The 15241-nt window shown below is 69.7% G+C and carries 16 protein-coding genes; 7 read left to right on the top strand and 9 right to left on the bottom strand.

The window, feature by feature from the left end; translation table 11 throughout:
- Positions 1-68 precede the first annotated feature (68 nt).
- Positions 69-1424 (top strand): histidinol dehydrogenase, encoded by a 1356-nt coding sequence (hisD, locus tag Q9G87_RS46670; protein ID WP_305923100.1) that lies wholly within the window; start codon positions 69-71, stop codon positions 1422-1424.
- Between the two features lie 4 nt (positions 1425-1428).
- Here hisD and Q9G87_RS46665 read toward each other — a convergent pair whose 3' ends face one another.
- Entirely contained in the window at positions 1429-1689 is a 261-nt protein-coding gene (locus Q9G87_RS46665) for a MerR family DNA-binding protein (RefSeq protein ID WP_371825931.1), read from the bottom strand.
- 253 nt (positions 1690-1942) lie between these two features.
- On the opposite strand from Q9G87_RS46665, the gene Q9G87_RS46660 reads away from it, so the two are divergent.
- The gene (locus tag Q9G87_RS46660) at positions 1943-2602 is read left to right on the top strand and encodes a class I SAM-dependent methyltransferase (RefSeq protein ID WP_305923099.1); all 660 of its coding nucleotides are present in this window, start codon (positions 1943-1945) and stop codon (positions 2600-2602) included.
- A gap of 388 nt (positions 2603-2990) precedes the next feature.
- The gene (locus Q9G87_RS46655; RefSeq protein ID WP_305923098.1) at positions 2991-4028 is read left to right on the top strand and encodes a trypsin-like serine peptidase; all 1038 of its coding nucleotides are present in this window, start codon (positions 2991-2993) and stop codon (positions 4026-4028) included.
- A 68-nt stretch (positions 4029-4096) separates the two neighbouring features.
- On the opposite strand, the gene Q9G87_RS46650 is transcribed toward Q9G87_RS46655, so the two are convergent.
- On the bottom strand, positions 4097-4273 hold the full coding sequence (locus Q9G87_RS46650; RefSeq protein WP_305923097.1) for a hypothetical protein: 177 nt from the start codon (positions 4271-4273) through the stop codon (positions 4097-4099).
- A gap of 18 nt (positions 4274-4291) precedes the next feature.
- Positions 4292-5326, bottom strand: coding sequence for an MFS transporter (locus Q9G87_RS46645; RefSeq protein ID WP_305923096.1), 1035 nt, complete (start codon positions 5324-5326; stop codon positions 4292-4294).
- Positions 5327-5399: 73 nt separating this feature from the next.
- On the opposite strand from Q9G87_RS46645, the gene Q9G87_RS46640 reads away from it, so the two are divergent.
- Positions 5400-6434 carry an ROK family transcriptional regulator gene (locus Q9G87_RS46640; RefSeq protein WP_305923095.1) on the top strand — a complete coding sequence of 345 codons (1035 nt, stop codon included), beginning with the start codon at positions 5400-5402 and terminating at the stop codon, positions 6432-6434.
- Between the two features lie 27 nt (positions 6435-6461).
- Here Q9G87_RS46640 and Q9G87_RS46635 read toward each other — a convergent pair whose 3' ends face one another.
- The 3 genes from Q9G87_RS46635 to Q9G87_RS46625 all read right to left on the bottom strand — a co-directional run bounded on the left by Q9G87_RS46635 (position 6462) and on the right by Q9G87_RS46625 (position 10849).
- Positions 6462-7556, bottom strand: coding sequence for a M20 family metallopeptidase (locus tag Q9G87_RS46635; RefSeq protein ID WP_305923153.1), 1095 nt, complete (start codon positions 7554-7556; stop codon positions 6462-6464).
- 213 nt (positions 7557-7769) lie between these two features.
- Positions 7770-9203: an ATP-binding protein gene (locus tag Q9G87_RS46630; protein WP_305923094.1), complete on the bottom strand. Its 1434-nt coding sequence runs from the start codon at positions 9201-9203 to the stop codon at positions 7770-7772.
- The gene (locus Q9G87_RS46625) at positions 9200-10849 is read right to left on the bottom strand and encodes an FAD-dependent oxidoreductase (protein WP_305923093.1); all 1650 of its coding nucleotides are present in this window, start codon (positions 10847-10849) and stop codon (positions 9200-9202) included. Before Q9G87_RS46625 ends, Q9G87_RS46630 begins: the two co-directional genes overlap by 4 nt.
- An 84-nt stretch (positions 10850-10933) precedes the next feature.
- Here Q9G87_RS46625 and Q9G87_RS46620 point away from each other — a divergent pair, with 84 nt between their 5' ends.
- On the top strand, positions 10934-11506 hold the full coding sequence (locus Q9G87_RS46620; protein WP_305923092.1) for a TetR/AcrR family transcriptional regulator: 573 nt from the start codon (positions 10934-10936) through the stop codon (positions 11504-11506).
- Here Q9G87_RS46620 and Q9G87_RS46615 read toward each other — a convergent pair.
- Together Q9G87_RS46615 and Q9G87_RS46610 are read right to left on the bottom strand one after the other, a co-directional pair.
- Positions 11496-12257 carry an SDR family oxidoreductase gene (locus Q9G87_RS46615; RefSeq protein WP_305923091.1) on the bottom strand — a complete coding sequence of 254 codons (762 nt, stop codon included), beginning with the start codon at positions 12255-12257 and terminating at the stop codon, positions 11496-11498. The two genes, Q9G87_RS46620 and Q9G87_RS46615, sit on opposite strands and share 11 nt — an antisense overlap.
- Positions 12258-12282: 25 nt before the next feature.
- Positions 12283-13140, bottom strand: a complete 858-nt coding sequence (locus Q9G87_RS46610; RefSeq protein ID WP_305923090.1) for an RNA polymerase sigma-70 factor — start codon at positions 13138-13140, stop codon at positions 12283-12285.
- 60 nt (positions 13141-13200) lie between these two features.
- Between Q9G87_RS46610 and Q9G87_RS46605 the strand changes: the two genes are divergently transcribed.
- Positions 13201-13875 (top strand): ThuA domain-containing protein, encoded by a 675-nt coding sequence (locus tag Q9G87_RS46605; RefSeq protein WP_305923089.1) that lies wholly within the window; start codon positions 13201-13203, stop codon positions 13873-13875.
- Here the strand turns inward: Q9G87_RS46605 and Q9G87_RS46600 are convergent.
- Positions 13865-14278 (bottom strand): TIGR03668 family PPOX class F420-dependent oxidoreductase, encoded by a 414-nt coding sequence (locus Q9G87_RS46600; protein ID WP_305923088.1) that lies wholly within the window; start codon positions 14276-14278, stop codon positions 13865-13867. The two genes, Q9G87_RS46605 and Q9G87_RS46600, sit on opposite strands and share 11 nt — an antisense overlap.
- A gap of 74 nt (positions 14279-14352) precedes the next feature.
- Here Q9G87_RS46600 and Q9G87_RS46595 point away from each other — a divergent pair, with 74 nt between their 5' ends.
- Positions 14353-15240 carry a hypothetical protein gene (locus tag Q9G87_RS46595; RefSeq protein WP_305923087.1) on the top strand — a complete coding sequence of 296 codons (888 nt, stop codon included), beginning with the start codon at positions 14353-14355 and terminating at the stop codon, positions 15238-15240.
- The last annotated feature ends 1 nt before the right edge of the window (position 15241 follow it).

Raw genomic sequence — 15241 nt, 5'->3', positions numbered from 1 at the left:
AAGATTGACACAAGCCGAGATAGTTTGAACGCTCGTTCAAACATGAGTTGAGCGACGGGAGTCCAGCCATGACCTCCATCACGTCCCCCGCCGTCATCGACTGGCGGGAGGCCGACGATGCCGAGCGCCACAGGCTGTTCAGCCGGGGTGGCGTCGCTGACCGCCTCGGCCCGCATGGGGAACTGGCCCGGGCCATCGCCGAGCTGGTCGAGCGCGTGCGGTCCGAAGGCGACAAGGCGCTGGTGGAGGCGCTGGCGCGGTTCGACGGCGTCGACGTCGAGCCTGCGGGCCTGCGGGTGAGCGAGCAGGAGGTTCGGCAGGCCGTCGCTTCGCTGCCCACCCGGACGATCGAGGCGATCAAGGTTGCTGTCGCGCAGGTCCGGGCGTTCAACGAGGCGGCGCTGGCCCGAGCGGGGTGGCGTGACGAGGTAGGCGGCATCCAACTCGGTGAGCTCGTCAAACCGGTGGAAAGCACCGGTCTGTACGTGCCGGCGGGCAAGGGATCGTTCCCCTCAGTGGCGATCATGGTGGCGACGCCCGCGGTGGTAGCGGGAGTGCGGCGCATTGCTCTGGTCGTACCACCGACTCCTGGCACCGGTGGCCGCGTCGATCCTGCTGTGCTCGCCGCGGCCGACGCTTTGGGAATCACGGAGATCTATCGCTGCAACGGTCCTGCCGGGATCGCCGCCCTCGCCTGTGGGACCGAGACGATCGCCGCAGTCCGGAAGATCGTCGGCCCTGGCAGCCCGGCCGTGAGCGCCGCCATGACGGAAGTCCAGCGCCTCGGCTGCGTGGTCGAAGTCGGTTACGGCCCGACAGACTCGCTGATCGTCTGCGACGCGCAAGCCGATCCTGTGCTACTGGCAGCGGATCTGGTCAACGAGGCCGAGCACGGCTCCGACTCCTCCGCGGTCCTCGTGGGCACCGACCTCGGCGTGCTCAGACGGGCCGCCGAGGAGGTCGCCAAGCAGATTGCGGCCCTGCCCGCCCCTCGGCGTGACTACGCGCGGGCCTCGATCCACGACAACGGCGGCATCGTGCTCGCCGGGTCGCCGCAGGAGGCGATGGACATCGCCAACACCTACGCACCCGAGCACCTTCAGCTGGCCGTGGCCGATCCGGAGGCCTGGCTTGCGCTCGTACGGCATGCGGGCACGGTCCTGCTCGGCCAGTGGACCACGATGGCTGCCTCCAACTTCGCGATCGGCACCCCGGCGACGCTCCCCACCACTGGGTTCGCGAAAGTGGTCAGCGGCGTCTCCGTCCACACGTACCTGACGCGCATCGCGGTCGCCAGGCTGGGGGAGGAGGGGTTCTGGCGGCTCGCCCCCACGATCCGCACGTTGGCGGAGCACGAGGGCTTTCCCGCTCATGCCAATTCGGTGTCCATCCGCGAGGGACGCAACCCGGCGCGGCACCACTAGCTTGTTAGTGCGAGTGGGCTTCCGACTGGCCGGCCAGGCGGGCGGTGATGAGGCTGCGGAAGTTGGGGCATTGCACGATGTCCTCGTGGCGGCAGCGCAGGCCGTGTTCGATGGCCTCGCGGGCGGACTGCGCTTTGGCGATCTGGTCGTCGAGTTCGGCCAGCTTGTGCTGAGCGAGCCGTCGCCACTCATCCGGCGCGATCCCACTCGTGGTCATGAGCGCCTTCTGCTCGGCCAGCGAGGATCCGACGTCACGCAGGAGCAGGATGATGCCGACCAGCGCGACCGCCGATTCCTGGTAGCGCCGCTGCCCCGAGATTCTGGCGGGCGCGGGAAGCAGGCCGAGCTCCTCCTAGTAGCGCAGCGCCGAGGTGGCGACACCGGCGTGACCCGCAAACTCCCCGATGGTCAGCAATCGCTCTCCACCACCTCGAGCTCGGACGGCTTGACTTCAAGCGTACTTGAAGGCGTTGGATGTCGCCCGTGGAGACAGAAACCCGGGGAACGGTGAGTACGCCATGACGCTGAAGCGGTCCATCCTCGCCCTTGTCCGCCAGTTCGGTCACCCCCGTGGCACGGCCGGGAACGTGGCCGGCTGGGTTATGGCTCACCGCGCCTCCAACCGGCAGCGCAACAGCTGGGTCGTCTCTCTGCTCGACGTGCGGCCCACCGACCGGGTTCTGGAGATCGGCTTCGGTCCCGGTCTCGCCATCGCCGAGCTGAGCCGCCGCGTCGGTCCCTCGGGGCACGTCTATGGCGTCGACCGCTCCGACGTGATGCTCCGACAGGCGACCAAGCGTAACGCCGCCGCTGTCCAGGCCGGACGCGTCACGCTCACCCTGGGCAGCGTCGAACAACTGCCGCCCGCTCTCGACGGCCCCTTCGACATCATCCTGGCCGTCAACTCTCTCGGGTTCTGGACGGCGCCGGCTGAGCGGCTCGACGACCTGCGCCGGCGGCTGACGCCCGGCGGACGCATCGCCATCGCCTCCCAGCCCCGCTGCCCAGGAGCTACAAGGAGTACCTCACTCGAGGCCGCCCGCAACATCACGACTCTGCTCCAGGACGCCGGCTTCACGAAGACGAGAACAGAAATCCTGGACCTCGGCCCGCCCGTCGTCTGCGTCCCCGCCGTCAACGATCCGGACCTCGTTCGCGGCCGACCGCGCATCAGTTGACTGCGAGACCGGCCGATGTCCGCGTTGCCACCCGGGACGACGTCGCGCTGCTGCACCACCGTTCATGGGTGGGCTTGTCCAGAGCTGGACGCAGGGCGGGAGATCACCTATCAGTACATCGGCGCAATTGCCAGCAAACTCACAGGAACCAGCACGACCGGTCAACTCTTGCGTCACCACGTCGACGACCAGCGGTTCGACAGCCATCGCTGATCGCACGAGTGTCTTGGTGATGTTCATGTCGAACATGTGATCGAGAAATGTCTTCACGTCGCTTCCCGTGCCAGTTACGATCATCCTCGGATCGGCCGGGTTGATCACTCGGGCCGGGTTTTCATGCTGACGAGGGCGTCGTGCAGGACGCCCGTGCCTGAATGGGGAGATCAATATGAGGCGCACAGTGATCGCGTTAGGCATCGGGTTGGGTCTGCTGGGCTCAACCGTCGTCACGGCGCCGGCTCACGCCGCGAACGTTGTGTCGACCCCGTTGGCCGCCACTTCGACGGTCGCTCGAGACGTAGCGAACTTCTGGCTCGCCGACGGGGCCGCCAACCTGAAGAATGCCACGCCCTACGCCGTGCAGACCGTGGTCCAGGGACAGCGCTCGTCCAACGTGCAGGACGGCATCTCCGGCAAGGTCTCGCCGGTGGCGAGCCCGGTCTCGGCGTCCGGGAATCTGCCCACGACCTTGGGCAAGGTGTTCTTCGTCGGCGCCGACGGTCAGCCGCACTGGTGTACGGGTACCGCCGTACAGTCGCAATATCGCAACCTCGTCGCCACGGCCGGTCACTGCGTGCACGACATCGAGCGCTCTGATGCCACGTTCGACAAGTGGGTCTTCATCCCCGGTTACTCCGAGGGCACGACCCCGTGGGGCCTGTACGTCGGAAAGCAGGTCTTCGCCCATTACGACTTCGGCGTGTACAAGGACTACGACCGCGACTTCGCCTTCGTGAACGTGTACAACGGCGTCGTCTTGTCCTCTGACGGCGTGCTGACCAACAACGGAAGGCTCGGCGACAACGTCGGCGGGCAGGGCTTCTCCTGGAACCAGCCGATAGGTTCCTCGAGGGACGTCTTCGGTTACCCGGCAGGCTCCAATCCTGACGGAACCAAGTCCTATACGGGCGAGACCCTCGAAGGGTCCGCCGGGCCGACGTTCGCCATGACGCTCTCCGATCTCCCCGCCGACCGGCCCATCGGCGTCGACTCCCCGTTCCCCGGCACAGGCTCCCTCGGCTCACCCTGGCTGGAGCACTACAGCAAGGACGCGCGCGCCGGCTACCTCAACGGCATCACGATCAGCGTCTCCGACACCGACGGCGACAACCGTTACGACACCGGCGTCTCGCCGTACTTCGACGGCGAGACGGCCGCGATCTACAAGGCTGCCGCCCAGTACTGGTCCGGTTCCATCCTCATATAGGCCGCCGACGCCGCACCCCCCATCCTGGCGGGTGCGGCGGTGGCTCATCCGCCGAAGTGCGCCCGAAGTCACGCAGGGAGGCATCTGTCTACGGGTTCCTCATGGTCCTTGGGGGCGAGCGGTGCGCGCGCGTCTGGTGAGGGGCGGCGTAAGGCGGGGGCGAGCAGGGGCAGCAGCACGATCACGCCGGTGATCAGGGCGAATGCCGCCGGGTAGCCGAGCGTGCCGGCGAGCCAGCCTGTCACGGCCGGGGCGATCATGCCTTACAGGTTCGTGATCGTGGCCACGCCCGCCACCCCCTCGCCCGGGGTCGCTCCCACAGTGCCCGCTGCCGTGAATACCAGCGGTACGATCACCGCCAAGCCCAGCCCGATCAGGGCGAATCCGGCCATGGTCAGCGCTGGTGTACGTGCCGCGACCACGACGATGCCACCCGCGGCCGCCACGATTCCGCCTGTCCTGACCGCCGCCACGGGACCGACCCGCCGGATGAGACGGTCGCCCGTCAGCCTCATGCCCGCCATGCAGAGCATGAAGACGGTGTATCCGGCAGCGGACATCCCGGGGCCTGCGTCGGCGACTTCCGTGAGGTAGACGGCCGACCAGTTGGAACTGGCCCCCTCGGCGAAGGTCGCGCAGAACCCGACCAGGCCGATGGCCAGGATCCCGCGCGTGGGCAGAGCGAAGTGCCGTGGCGGCGCCAGCGGTGCGTCGGCGGGCTTGCGCTCGGGTGCCCCGCTGCCAGGAATGCCGGCGTGGTCGGGAAGGAGGCCGTGGCCGGCTGCTGCGCCGAGGGCCAGCAAGACGATCGACACAGCCCCGAGGTGCACTCTGGCGTCGATGTCCGCGCTGGCGGCGAGAGCGCCGAGTCCGCCGGCGGCCAGGCTGCCGACGGACCACATGCCGTGCAGGCCGGACATGATCGAGCGGCCCAGGTGTCGTTCCAGGACGACGGCGTGAGCGTTCATCACCACGTCCGACATGCCCGCGGCTGCCCCGAACAGCAGGAACACCACGAACAGCCACGCGGGCGACGGTGCGAGCGCAGGAAAGGCCAGTCCAGCGCACCACAACGCGAGCAGGACGCGGGTGGCGGCCCGGCTGCCGAAGCGGTATGCCAGGCGGCTGGCTGTCGGCATGCCGACGAAGGCGCCGATCGGCGGGCATAAGAGCGCCAGGCCGAGAGCGCCGGGGCTGAGGTCCAGACTGTCCTGAATCCAGGGGATGCGGGTGAACAGGCTGCCGGCGACGGCGCCGTGCGCGGCGAACACCGCCGCGATCGCACGATGAGGACTCATGCCCAGAAAATTAACAGGTAGGCTTCCTGATGAAAAGAGGTTTTAGGCAGGCTCCCTGATTATTATGGGGACCGTGAAGACCGCGACCCCGGCGATGGCCCGTGCGATCAACGACCGCCTGGCCCTCGACCTGCTGCTGGAGCGCGGCCCGCTGACCGCCCCCCAACTCCGCACACTGACGGGGCTGTCCAGGCCCACCGTGTCCGACCTGATCGAGCGGCTCATGGTGGCCGGGCTCATTGAGGTCACGGGGGAGTACGGCGAGGACCGGCGGGGGCCGAACGCGCGGCTGTACGGGCTGGTGGCGGATCGGGCCCACGTGGCGGGCGTCGATCTGCGGCGCTCCGCCGTCAACGTCACGGTCGCCGACATCACCGGGGAGGTCGTCGGCAAGGCGACCCGTGCGATCGACGACTCCGCCTCACCCGGCACGTTGGCGGCTCTGATCGTGGACGCGGTCACGGCTGCAGCGGGGAAGCGGGTGCTGGAAACCGTCGTGATCGGTGCGCCGGGGCTGGTGGATCCGCGTGATGGCGAGCTCATATCCGGGGAGGGCGAAGTGCCGGGGTGGCGGCGCGGCGTGGTGGGGTCCGTACGTCAGCGGCTCGGCCTGCCCGTCGTCCTGGAGAACGAGGTCAACCTCGCCGCCATCGCCGAGCTCCGCAAGGGCGCGGCGCGGGGGAGCGAGGACTTCGTACTGCTCTGGCTGGACGACGGTGTGGGGGCGGCCGTGGTGCTCGGCGGGCGGCTGCGCCGGGGGGCGTCCGGCGGTGCGGGGGAGATCGGGTTCCTGGACATCAGCGGAGTGCCGTACTGCGACTTGGTGGAGGCGCGGGTCCTGCGCGGGCTCGGGCGGTCGGAGGTGGTCCACCGGATCGCCAAGGGCGCCTTCGCCTTCGCCACGCTCCTCGACCCCGGGCTCGTCGTGCTCGGTGGCAAGACGGGGCACGAAGGCGGCGACGAGCTGGCGGCGCTGGTGTCCGAGCGGCTGCGTGAGCTCGCGCCGGCGCCGACGGAGGTGCGCGCGAGCACGGTCGAGGGCAACGCCGTCCTCCAGGGCGCCGTCCTGACCGCCCTCGACCTGACCCGCGACCGCGTCTTCGGCTGAGGCTGAGGATGAGGATGAGGATGAGAGCTACGCCAGGGCCGTGAGGAGGCCGATCGTCAGGGCTGTGCGTTCCGGGATCTGGTCGACCATGACGTGTTCGTGGCGGGCGTGTGCCCCGTCGCCCACCGCGCCCATTCCGTCCAGCACCGGCCGGCCCAGTGCGGAGATGAAGTTGCCGTCGCTGGCCCCGCCCACCGACGCCTCGTCCAGCAGCCATCCGAACTCCGCCGCCACCTCCTGCGCCTCCTTGAACAGCCGCTGCGAGGCCGGATTCGGGATCATGGGCGGCCGGTTCCATTCGCCGGTCACGGAGATCGTGACGCGCGGATCGGAGGCGCGCAGGTCGGCGAAGACGTTGTCGATCCGTCCCATCTCCGACGGTTCGGTCACCCGCACGTCCACACCGCAGCTGGCGTGCCCGGCCGCCACGTTCCGCCCGGTGCCGCCGCTGATCAGGCCGACGTTCACGGTGGTGCCGCGGGCCCGGGAGGCGGCCCCGGCCAGAGTGGTGACGATCTCGGCGAGCGCGTGAATGGCGCTCGCCCCCGCGTACGGGTCCAGCCCCGCGTGCGCCTCCACCCCGGTCACCCGCACGTTGAACAGTCCCACCCCTTTGCGGGCCGTCTTGAGCGCCCCGTCCAGCGACGCCTCGAACACCAGGCTGGCCAGCACATCCGCGCTGGCCGCCTCGATGTGATCGCGCGAGGCCGGGCTGCCGATCTCCTCGTCCCCGTTGAACAGGAACCGCACGCTCGGATGCGGCAGCCCCAGCTCGCGCAGCCCGCGCAGAGCCCAGATCGACTGCACCAGCCCCGCCTTCATGTCGAACACGCCGGGCCCCGTGATCTTGTCGTCCACCACCGCGAACGGCCATCCCGCCAGCGTTCCCGTGGGCCAGACCGTGTCGTAGTGGCTCAGCACGAGCACGGTCCCCGGCGCGGTGCCCTGATAGGTCAGCTCCAGGACGTCGCCGTACTGGCCGCAGTCGTGCAGGACCTCCTCATCCGGCATCCCGAGCAGATCGACGGCCAGGGCGCGGATCGAGCGCAGCCCCTTGACCAGCATGGCCTTGTCGAAGCTGTGGGTTTCCAGCTCCACCACGGCCTTGAGGTCGTCGAGCATGGCCGGGAGGGCCCGCCGGGTCCAGTCGGTGATCAGCACGGGAATCCTTCCAAGGGACCTACGGAACGGGCGCCCCGAGCGGGATGAGCACGACCAGGATCGTGCCGAGCCGCTGCCACGTGCTCACCGGCCCGCCTCCTTTCGGGATTATGGTCATCCATTACATGGGCTCGTGACCGTTCCTGACAAGTCGGCTTTTAACGCCATCGGGCCTCAGGCGGCCGGGACAGCCTCCCTCAGCGGCAGGCGTACCTCGAACCAGGTGTCGCCGGGCACCGAGCGGACCTTGATCTCGCCGCCGTGCCGCCCCGCCACGATCCGATAGGAGATGTCGAGGCCGAGGCCCGTGCCCTCGCCCACGCTCTTCGTGGTGAAGAACGGCTCGAAGATCCGGTCCTTGATGGCGTCCGGGACGCCGGGGCCGGTGTCGCCGATCTCGATGATCGCCTCGTCCTCGTCGTGCGCCGTGCGGATGGTCAGCGTGCCCGACTCACCCATCGCGTCGAGCGCGTTGTGGATGAGGTTCGTCCAGACCTGGTTGAGCTCGCCGCCGTAGCAGGGGATGAGCGGCAAGGTGCGGTCGTAGTCGGTGACCACGGTGATGCCCGGCCGGACCTTGCCACGGAAGATCGCGACCGTGCTGTCGAGCAGGTCGTGCACGTCCAGTTCCTGGAACGGGGCGCGGTCCATCTGGGAGTATTGCTTGGCCGAGCGGATCAGCGAGGTGATGCGCTCGGTCGCCTCGGTCACCTCGCTCAGCATCTGCGAGATCTCGATCGCCTCGGCCAGCCAGCGCACCGCGCCCGGAGCATGCTGCTCGCCCACCTTGGTGCGGATCTTCTCCAGGTCCTTGTCGGAGAAGCCGGCATTGACCAGGGCGGGCGCCAGGTCCCATGCGTCCTGCACGCCCAGCTCGTCCAGCGCCTCGCCCAACTCGTCCTCGGCGTCGGAGATCTCCAGCGGCGAGCGCGGCGGCAGGTTGCCCAGCTTGCTCGTGCACGCCTCCTGCGCCTCGATTAGGGCCCGCAGCTTCTCCGGCGGGATGCCGGCCTCGGCCAGCTGGGCGAGGTGGAGACGGGAGTCCTTGAGCAGGGTGCGCAGCTCGCCCACCGCCCGCACCGCGGCGGCGGCCGGGTTGTTCAGCTCGTGGGTGAGCCCCGCGGTGATCGTGCCGAGCGCGGTCAGCCGCTGCCGCCGGTCGATCATCTCCCGCTGCATGCGGCCGCCCGACAGCAGGCCGTCGAGCAGGTGCATGGCCATCGGGAACCACTCGGCCACGATGTAGGCGAACTTCTTGGCCGGCAGCAGGAAGATCCGCGACGGGGCGGTCGCGCGCAGCGTGTGCTGGTAGGTCTGCGGCGCCCGGTCGCCCAGGTAAGCGGAGGTGGCGCCGCCGTAGACGCCGGGCTGGGACGAGCGAGGCATCGCGACGGTGCCGGCGCTCACCGTCTCGTTGAGCATCTGCACCTCGCCCTCGATCAGCACCGCGAAGCACTCGGCCGGCTCGCCCTGGCAGACGATGTCCTCACCGGCCGCGAACGTCTTCACCTGCCCGCTGTTGGCCAGCTTGGTGAGCTGCTCGTCGGTCAGCCGCTCGAACAGGAAGAGTTTGCGCAGTTCGTCGATGTCGATGGTGCTCGTGGTCATTGCTTCTCCAGGTAACGGTGCACGAGCGCGACGGCCATCGCGCCTTCTCCGACGGCGGAGGCCACCCTCTTGATCGATTCCGCGCGGACGTCGCCCGCGGCCAGCACCCCCGGCACGTTGGTCTCCAGGTAGTACGGCTCGCGCCGCAACGGCCAGTTACGCGGCCGCTGCCCGCCCTGCACCAGGTCGGGCCCGGTCAGGACGAACCCCTTCGCGTCCCGCTCGATCGTCTCGCCCAGCCACGAGGTGTACGGCTCCGCGCCGATGAACACGAACAGCCACTGGGCGTCGACCGTACGCTCCTCGCCCTTGGTCGACAGCGTCAGCCGCTCCAGATGACCCGTGCCGCCACCACCGACGACCTCCGTCTGGAGGTGCACCTCGACGTTGGGGAGCGCGGCGATCTGCTCGATGAGGTAGTGAGACATGGACTTCTCCAAACCATCACTCCTCACCAACAAGTGGACCTTGCTCGCGAATCCCGCCAGGTAGACGGCCGCCTGCCCGGCCGAGTTGGCCGCGCCGACGATGTGCACCTCGGCGTCCCTGCACGCCGGCGCTTCGGTCAGCGCCGCGCCGTAGAAGACGCCCCGCCCGACGAACTCCTCAAGCCCCGGCGCCTCCAGGCGGCGGTAGGAGACGCCGGTCGCCAGGATCACCGCATGCGCGGCGATCTCCCCGCCGTCCTTGAACCCGATCACGCGTGCCTGCCCGCGCGCCTCCAGCTTGGTCACCTTGCGCGCGGTCAGCAGCTCGGCCCCGAACTTCAGCGCCTGCCTGCGCGCCCGGTCGGCCAGCTGCTGGCCGGAGACCCCGTCGGGGAAACCCAGGTAGTTTTCGATCCTGGAGCTCTGGCCCGCCTGGCCGCCTGACGAGTAGGCCTCGACCAGCACGGTGTTGAGCCCCTCCGAGGCGCCGTAGACGGCCGCGCCGAGCCCGGCCGGGCCGCCGCCCACCACGATCAGGTCGTAGAAGTCGGTGGCCGGGGTCGTCGACAGGCCCACCGCCGTGGCCAGCGTGGCCTGGTCCGGCGACTCCAGCGTGGTGCCGTCGGCCGTCACCACCAGCGGCAGATGGCAGTTTTCGCCCGCCGCCTTCACCAGCTGCGCGCCCTCCGGGTCCTCAGCCAGCATCCACTGGTACGGCACGTGGTTGCGCGCCAGGAAGTCGCGCACCTGGTAGGACCGCGCCGACCACCGGTCGCCCACCACGCGCAGCTCCGACCGTTCGATCCGATCGGTACGCAGCCACGCGTCCAGCTGTCCGTCGATCACCGGATAGAACTTCTCCTCCGGCGGATCCCACGGCTTCAGCAAATAATGGTCCAAATCCACCACATTGATCGCCTGGATCGCCGCGTCCGTGTCGGCGTAGGCGGTCAACAGCACGCGTCGCGCGTACGGATACATGTCCATGGCGGCCTCGAGGAACTGCACCCCGTTCATCTGCGGCATGCGGTAGTCGGCCAGGATGGCCGCCACGTCGTCCCCGCGCAGCCGCATCTCCCTGACCGCCTCGATGCCGTCCCTGGCCGTTTCAGCGCGAACAATCCGGTATTCCTGGCCATAGCGGCGTCTCAGGTCACGGGCGACCGCCCGCGAGACGCCTGGGTCGTCGTCCACCGTCACGATGACCGGCTTGTCCATGCCCCTACCTTCTCCCAGTGGTCCCTATTTGGAAGCATGTCATGCGTCGCCAAGTGGGAGAGTACGCGCTCGTATCATGACCGGATGAGCACCCGCGACCGTATCCTCGACGCCGCCGAGCAGGCCCTGCGCGAGCACGGCATCGTGGGCGCCACGACCAAGCGGATCGCGCGCCAGGCCGGCTGCTCCGAGGCCCTCCTCTACAAGCACTTCCCCGGCAAGGAGGCGTTGCTTCTCGCGGTGCTGCTGGAGCGGCAGCCCTCGCTCGCCCACGCCCTGACCCGGCTGCGGCTCGGCGTGGGCCAGGGCGACCTGGCCGCCGGCCTCACCGGCTTCGCGGTCGCGGCCGTGGAGTTCTACACCAAGGCGGCGAGCATCGCCTCGGGCGCGCTGGCCGACCCCCCGCTCATGGCGGGCTTCAGGGCCATGCTGGCCAAGACCGGCGCGGGCCCGCACCTGCCGGTCCTGGCCCTGGCCGAGATCATCAAGGCCGAGCAGCGCGGCGGCAGGATCGACGCGGACATGGACGCGCAGGCCGCCGCCGCCATGCTGATGGGCGCCTGCTTCCACCGGGCGAACCTGTCCCACTTCGTGGACCTGCCCGACGACACCCGGACCTGGGCGGCCGGCGTCGTCGCCGTCCTCGTCAGGCGATGACGCGGCTCTCGCCGCCGTCCACCAGCATCGAGATCCCGTTCACATAGGAGGCGCGCTCGCTGGCCAGGAACGCCACCACGTCCCCCACCTCCTCCGCGCGCCCGATGCGGCCGACCGGCACCGCCCTGCCCCGCTCGGCCAGCACCTCCTCGCCCCCGGACAGCTCACGCAGCCGCTCGGTGTCGATGGGCCCCGGCATCACGTTGTTGACCAGCACGCCGTCGCCGGCGACCTCCCTGGCCAGGGTGCGCACGACCCCTGCCACGGCCGAGCGGGTGGCGTTGGACAGCGCCAGGCCGTCCAGCGCCTCGCGGGCCGACCGGCTGGTGATCGTCACGATCCGGCCCCAGCCACGTGAGCGCATCTCGGGCAGCACCGCGTGGATCAGCCGTACGGTGCCGAGCAGGTTGCGCTGCACGGCGACGTCCCAGTCGGCCAGGGTCGTCTCGTCGAAACGCCCGGCCGGCGGGCCGCCCGCGTTGGCGACGAGGATGTCCACCGGGCCGAGCACGCCACGCGTCTCCTCGACGACCCGCCGCGCGGCTGCCGGATCCTCCACGTCCGCCAGGATCGCGTGCACGACCTTGCCGAACTCCTGCAGTTCCACCACCGCGTCCGCGAGCCGCTCCGGGTTGCGGGCGGTGACGCACACGTCGCACCCTTCCCGCGCCAGACTCTTGGCCGCGGCCAGTCCGATGCCCGCGCTGCCTCCGGTGACGAGGGCGACCTTGCCCGAGATGCCGAGATCCATAGGGGCGACTATAGAGCGACCACGCTCAGCCGAGGTGCACGTGGCCGAGCTTGTCCGGGTTCCGCACCACGTAGATCTCCTTGATCCGGCCCTCGTGGACAGCGATCAAGGTGAGCTGCCGGTCGCCCGCGACATTCGTCCAGATCGCCTGCTGGCCGTTGACGTCCAGCAGCCGCGTGTCCGAGAAGTCGTAGCGCGACAGCAGCCCGCCCAGGAACGCCAGCACCTTCTGCCTGCCGGCGATCGGCCGCAGCGCCGCCCTGACCTTGCCGCCACCGTCGTTCCAGGACACGACGTCCTCGTGGAACAGCTCGGTGAGCGCGTCCAGGTCACCGCCCGCCGCCGCGTCCATGAACTTCCTCAGCAGCTCGGCGTGGTCCTCCGACGACGGCTGGAACTTGTCGCGCCCCTCGGTCACCCGCACGGCGGCCCGGTGGTGCATCTGCCTGGCGTTGGCGACCGACGAGCCGACGATCTCCGCGATCTGCTCGTACGGCAGCTCGAACGCCTCCCGCAACACGAACACCGCCCGCTCCGGCGGCGCGAGCCGCTCCATCAGGTGCAGGGTCGCGTACGAGACGGTGTCGCGGAGCTCGGCCGTGTCCAGCGGCCCCGCCTCCGCGGTCAGCACCGGCTCGGGCAACCAGGGCCCGGTGTACGCCTCCCGCTTCACCCTGGCCGAGCGCAACTGGTCGAGCGCCAGCCGCGAAACTACCGTCACCAGGAACGCCCGCGGCTCCCTGATCTCGCTCCGGTCGGTGCCCTGCCAGCGCAGCCACGCCTCCTGAACAACGTCTTCGGCGTCCCACATGCTGCCGAGCAGGCGGTAGGCGAGCCCGAGCAACAGCGGGCGGTACTCCTCGAAGTCCACGGCAGGAATCATGCCTCCTCTGTGACAGGCTCACGGCTGGAAATGCCGTGTTAACCATGATGAGCTGGGCAAGTGGCGAGAAATCTGATCCTGTCAGGAGGACTGTTCCACGACTTCGCCGCCACATCGGACGCACTCGCGCAGGTGCTCGCCGAAGTGGGGGTCGAGTCCGAGATCACCGAGGACATCGCGGGCGCGCTCAGCGAACCGTCGGAGGTCCAGCTCATCACCGTCAACGCGCTGCGCTGGCAGATGACCCAGGACCGGTTCGCCGACCTGCGTGCCGAGTGGCGCTTCGGCTTACCGGCCGAGGCCCGCACGACACTCCTCGACCACCTGGACCGAGGCGGCGGCCTGTTGTGCATGCACTCGGCGTCGATCTGCTTCGACGATTGGCAGGGTTGGTCACGGGTGCTGGGCGGCTGCTGGACCTGGCCCAAGTCCCACCACCCGCCGCTGGGGTGGACGAGCGTGCGCGTGCACGGCAAGCACCCGGTGGTGGACGGCCTGCGGGACTTCGACGTGGTGGACGAGGTCTACAGCGACCTCGACATCCTGCCGGACGTGGAGCCGCTGGCCTCGTCCAACGGCCAGCCGCTGATCTGGGCCCGGCCGGTCCGGCGGGGCCGGGTGCTCTACGACGCGCTCGGCCACGACACCAGGTCGTACGACAACGAGGTCCACCGGACGCTGCTCCAGCGCGCAGCGCTCTGGCTGCTGAAGCGGCCGGTCACGATCAGGGAATAGCCGACCACGCGGTCCAGCGGGTCACGGTCACGACGATCACCGGGCCTGTGGGGCGGCGCTCGCGATACTGGGGGTATTTGGCCGCCAGCGCGTCGAGTGCCGCCTCACGCTCGGTCCCGCCCTCCACGATGCGGGCCAGGCCGTCGGCCCGCACCCACCACAACTGCGCCCAATCGTCCTCATAGTGATCGACCAGCAGGCTGACCTGGGGATTCTCCCGGATGTTGCGAAGCCTGCGGAGGTTCGCGGTGGTCTTGGGCTTGTGGTCGACAGCGGTGACCACCGTCTCGGCGACCACGGCGAACACGATCGGCGCCAGGTGCGGCGCCCCGCCGCCGCCCGCGGTGCCGAGCCGGGCCACACGTGCGTGGGCGAATCTCGTGCGGGCCATGCCGTCGTCCACCCCGTCAGTATGTCCGGGCCAGGATGTCCGGAACCTACAAGACTGCATATGAGCGCCCCGGGCACGATGGCTCCATGAACGTGAACCTTTCGGCGATCCCCGGCTTCCTGGCCACCCATGCCCGCGTGCTCGACCGCCGCCGCTACGACCTGATCATGGGCGACGGTGACGCGGCAGGCGTGCTGGCGGCCCTGGAGGCCTACCGCAATCCCGACGGGGGATACGGCTGGGGCCTGGAGCCCGACCTGCGTTCCCCCGAGAGCCAGCCAGGCGCGGCCCTGCACGCCTTCGGCGTGTTCCAGGACATCGCGCCGGAGACGTCCCCCCGGGCCGCCGAGCTGTGCGGCTATCTGGACGCGATCTCGCTGCCCGACGGCGGCCTGCCGTTCGCCCTGCCGGTCACCGTCTCCCACGGCACCGCCCCCTGGTGGGCCGGCGCCAACACAGCGGCCTCGTCGCTGCAGATCACCGCCGTGTCCGCGGCCGCCGCCCACCGCGTCGCCGCCTTCGATCCCGCCGTCGCCGTGCACCCCTGGCTGGAGAAGGCCACGCGGTACTGCCTCGACGCCATCCAGGAGCTGGGGGAGCGGCCGCACGCGTACATCTTGTCGTTCGCCGTACATTTCCTCGACGCCGTGTACGACACCCAGCCGCGAGCCGCCGACCTGCTCAAGCGGCTCGGCGCCTACATCCCGGACGACGGGCGGGTGCCGGTCGAGGGCGGCACCGCGGACGAGGCGCTGCGGCCGCTGGACTTCGCGCCGCTGCCCGGCCGGCCGGTCCGCGATCTGTTCGATGCCGAGGTGATCGCGGCCGACCTCATGCGGCTGGCCGGCGGACAGCAGGACGACGGCGGATGGACCGTGGACTACGCGCGCATCTCGCCTGCCGGGTCGCTCGACTGGCGCGGGGCGATCACCGTGCACGCCGTCCAGGTCCTACGGGCGAACGGCGTCATTTAAG

Source organism: Nonomuraea turcica (genome assembly GCF_030718205.1).
Lineage (GTDB): Bacteria > Actinomycetota > Actinomycetes > Streptosporangiales > Streptosporangiaceae > Nonomuraea.
The sequence above is the reverse complement of the archived record's forward strand: the minus strand, read 5'-3'. Positions and strand labels throughout refer to the sequence as shown.

What these genes read in the sequence shown, in the direction of transcription:
- hisD (WP_305923100.1), top strand. Translation starts at nt 69, where the DNA reads ATGACCTCCATCACGTCCCCCGCCGTCATCGACTGGCGGGAGGCCGAC.
- Q9G87_RS46660 (WP_305923099.1), top strand. Translation starts at nt 1,943, where the DNA reads ATGACGCTGAAGCGGTCCATCCTCGCCCTTGTCCGCCAGTTCGGTCAC.
- Q9G87_RS46655 (WP_305923098.1), top strand. Translation starts at nt 2,991, where the DNA reads ATGAGGCGCACAGTGATCGCGTTAGGCATCGGGTTGGGTCTGCTGGGC.
- Q9G87_RS46645 (WP_305923096.1), bottom strand. Translation starts at nt 5,326, where the DNA reads ATGAGTCCTCATCGTGCGATCGCGGCGGTGTTCGCCGCGCACGGCGCC.
- Q9G87_RS46635 (WP_305923153.1), bottom strand. Translation starts at nt 7,556, where the DNA reads ATGCTCGACGACCTCAAGGCCGTGGTGGAGCTGGAAACCCACAGCTTC.
- Q9G87_RS46630 (WP_305923094.1), bottom strand. Translation starts at nt 9,203, where the DNA reads ATGACCACGAGCACCATCGACATCGACGAACTGCGCAAACTCTTCCTG.
- Q9G87_RS46625 (WP_305923093.1), bottom strand. Translation starts at nt 10,849, where the DNA reads ATGGACAAGCCGGTCATCGTGACGGTGGACGACGACCCAGGCGTCTCG.
- Q9G87_RS46620 (WP_305923092.1), top strand. Translation starts at nt 10,934, where the DNA reads ATGAGCACCCGCGACCGTATCCTCGACGCCGCCGAGCAGGCCCTGCGC.
- Q9G87_RS46615 (WP_305923091.1), bottom strand. Translation starts at nt 12,257, where the DNA reads ATGGATCTCGGCATCTCGGGCAAGGTCGCCCTCGTCACCGGAGGCAGC.
- Q9G87_RS46610 (WP_305923090.1), bottom strand. Translation starts at nt 13,140, where the DNA reads ATGATTCCTGCCGTGGACTTCGAGGAGTACCGCCCGCTGTTGCTCGGG.
- Q9G87_RS46595 (WP_305923087.1), top strand. Translation starts at nt 14,353, where the DNA reads ATGAACGTGAACCTTTCGGCGATCCCCGGCTTCCTGGCCACCCATGCC.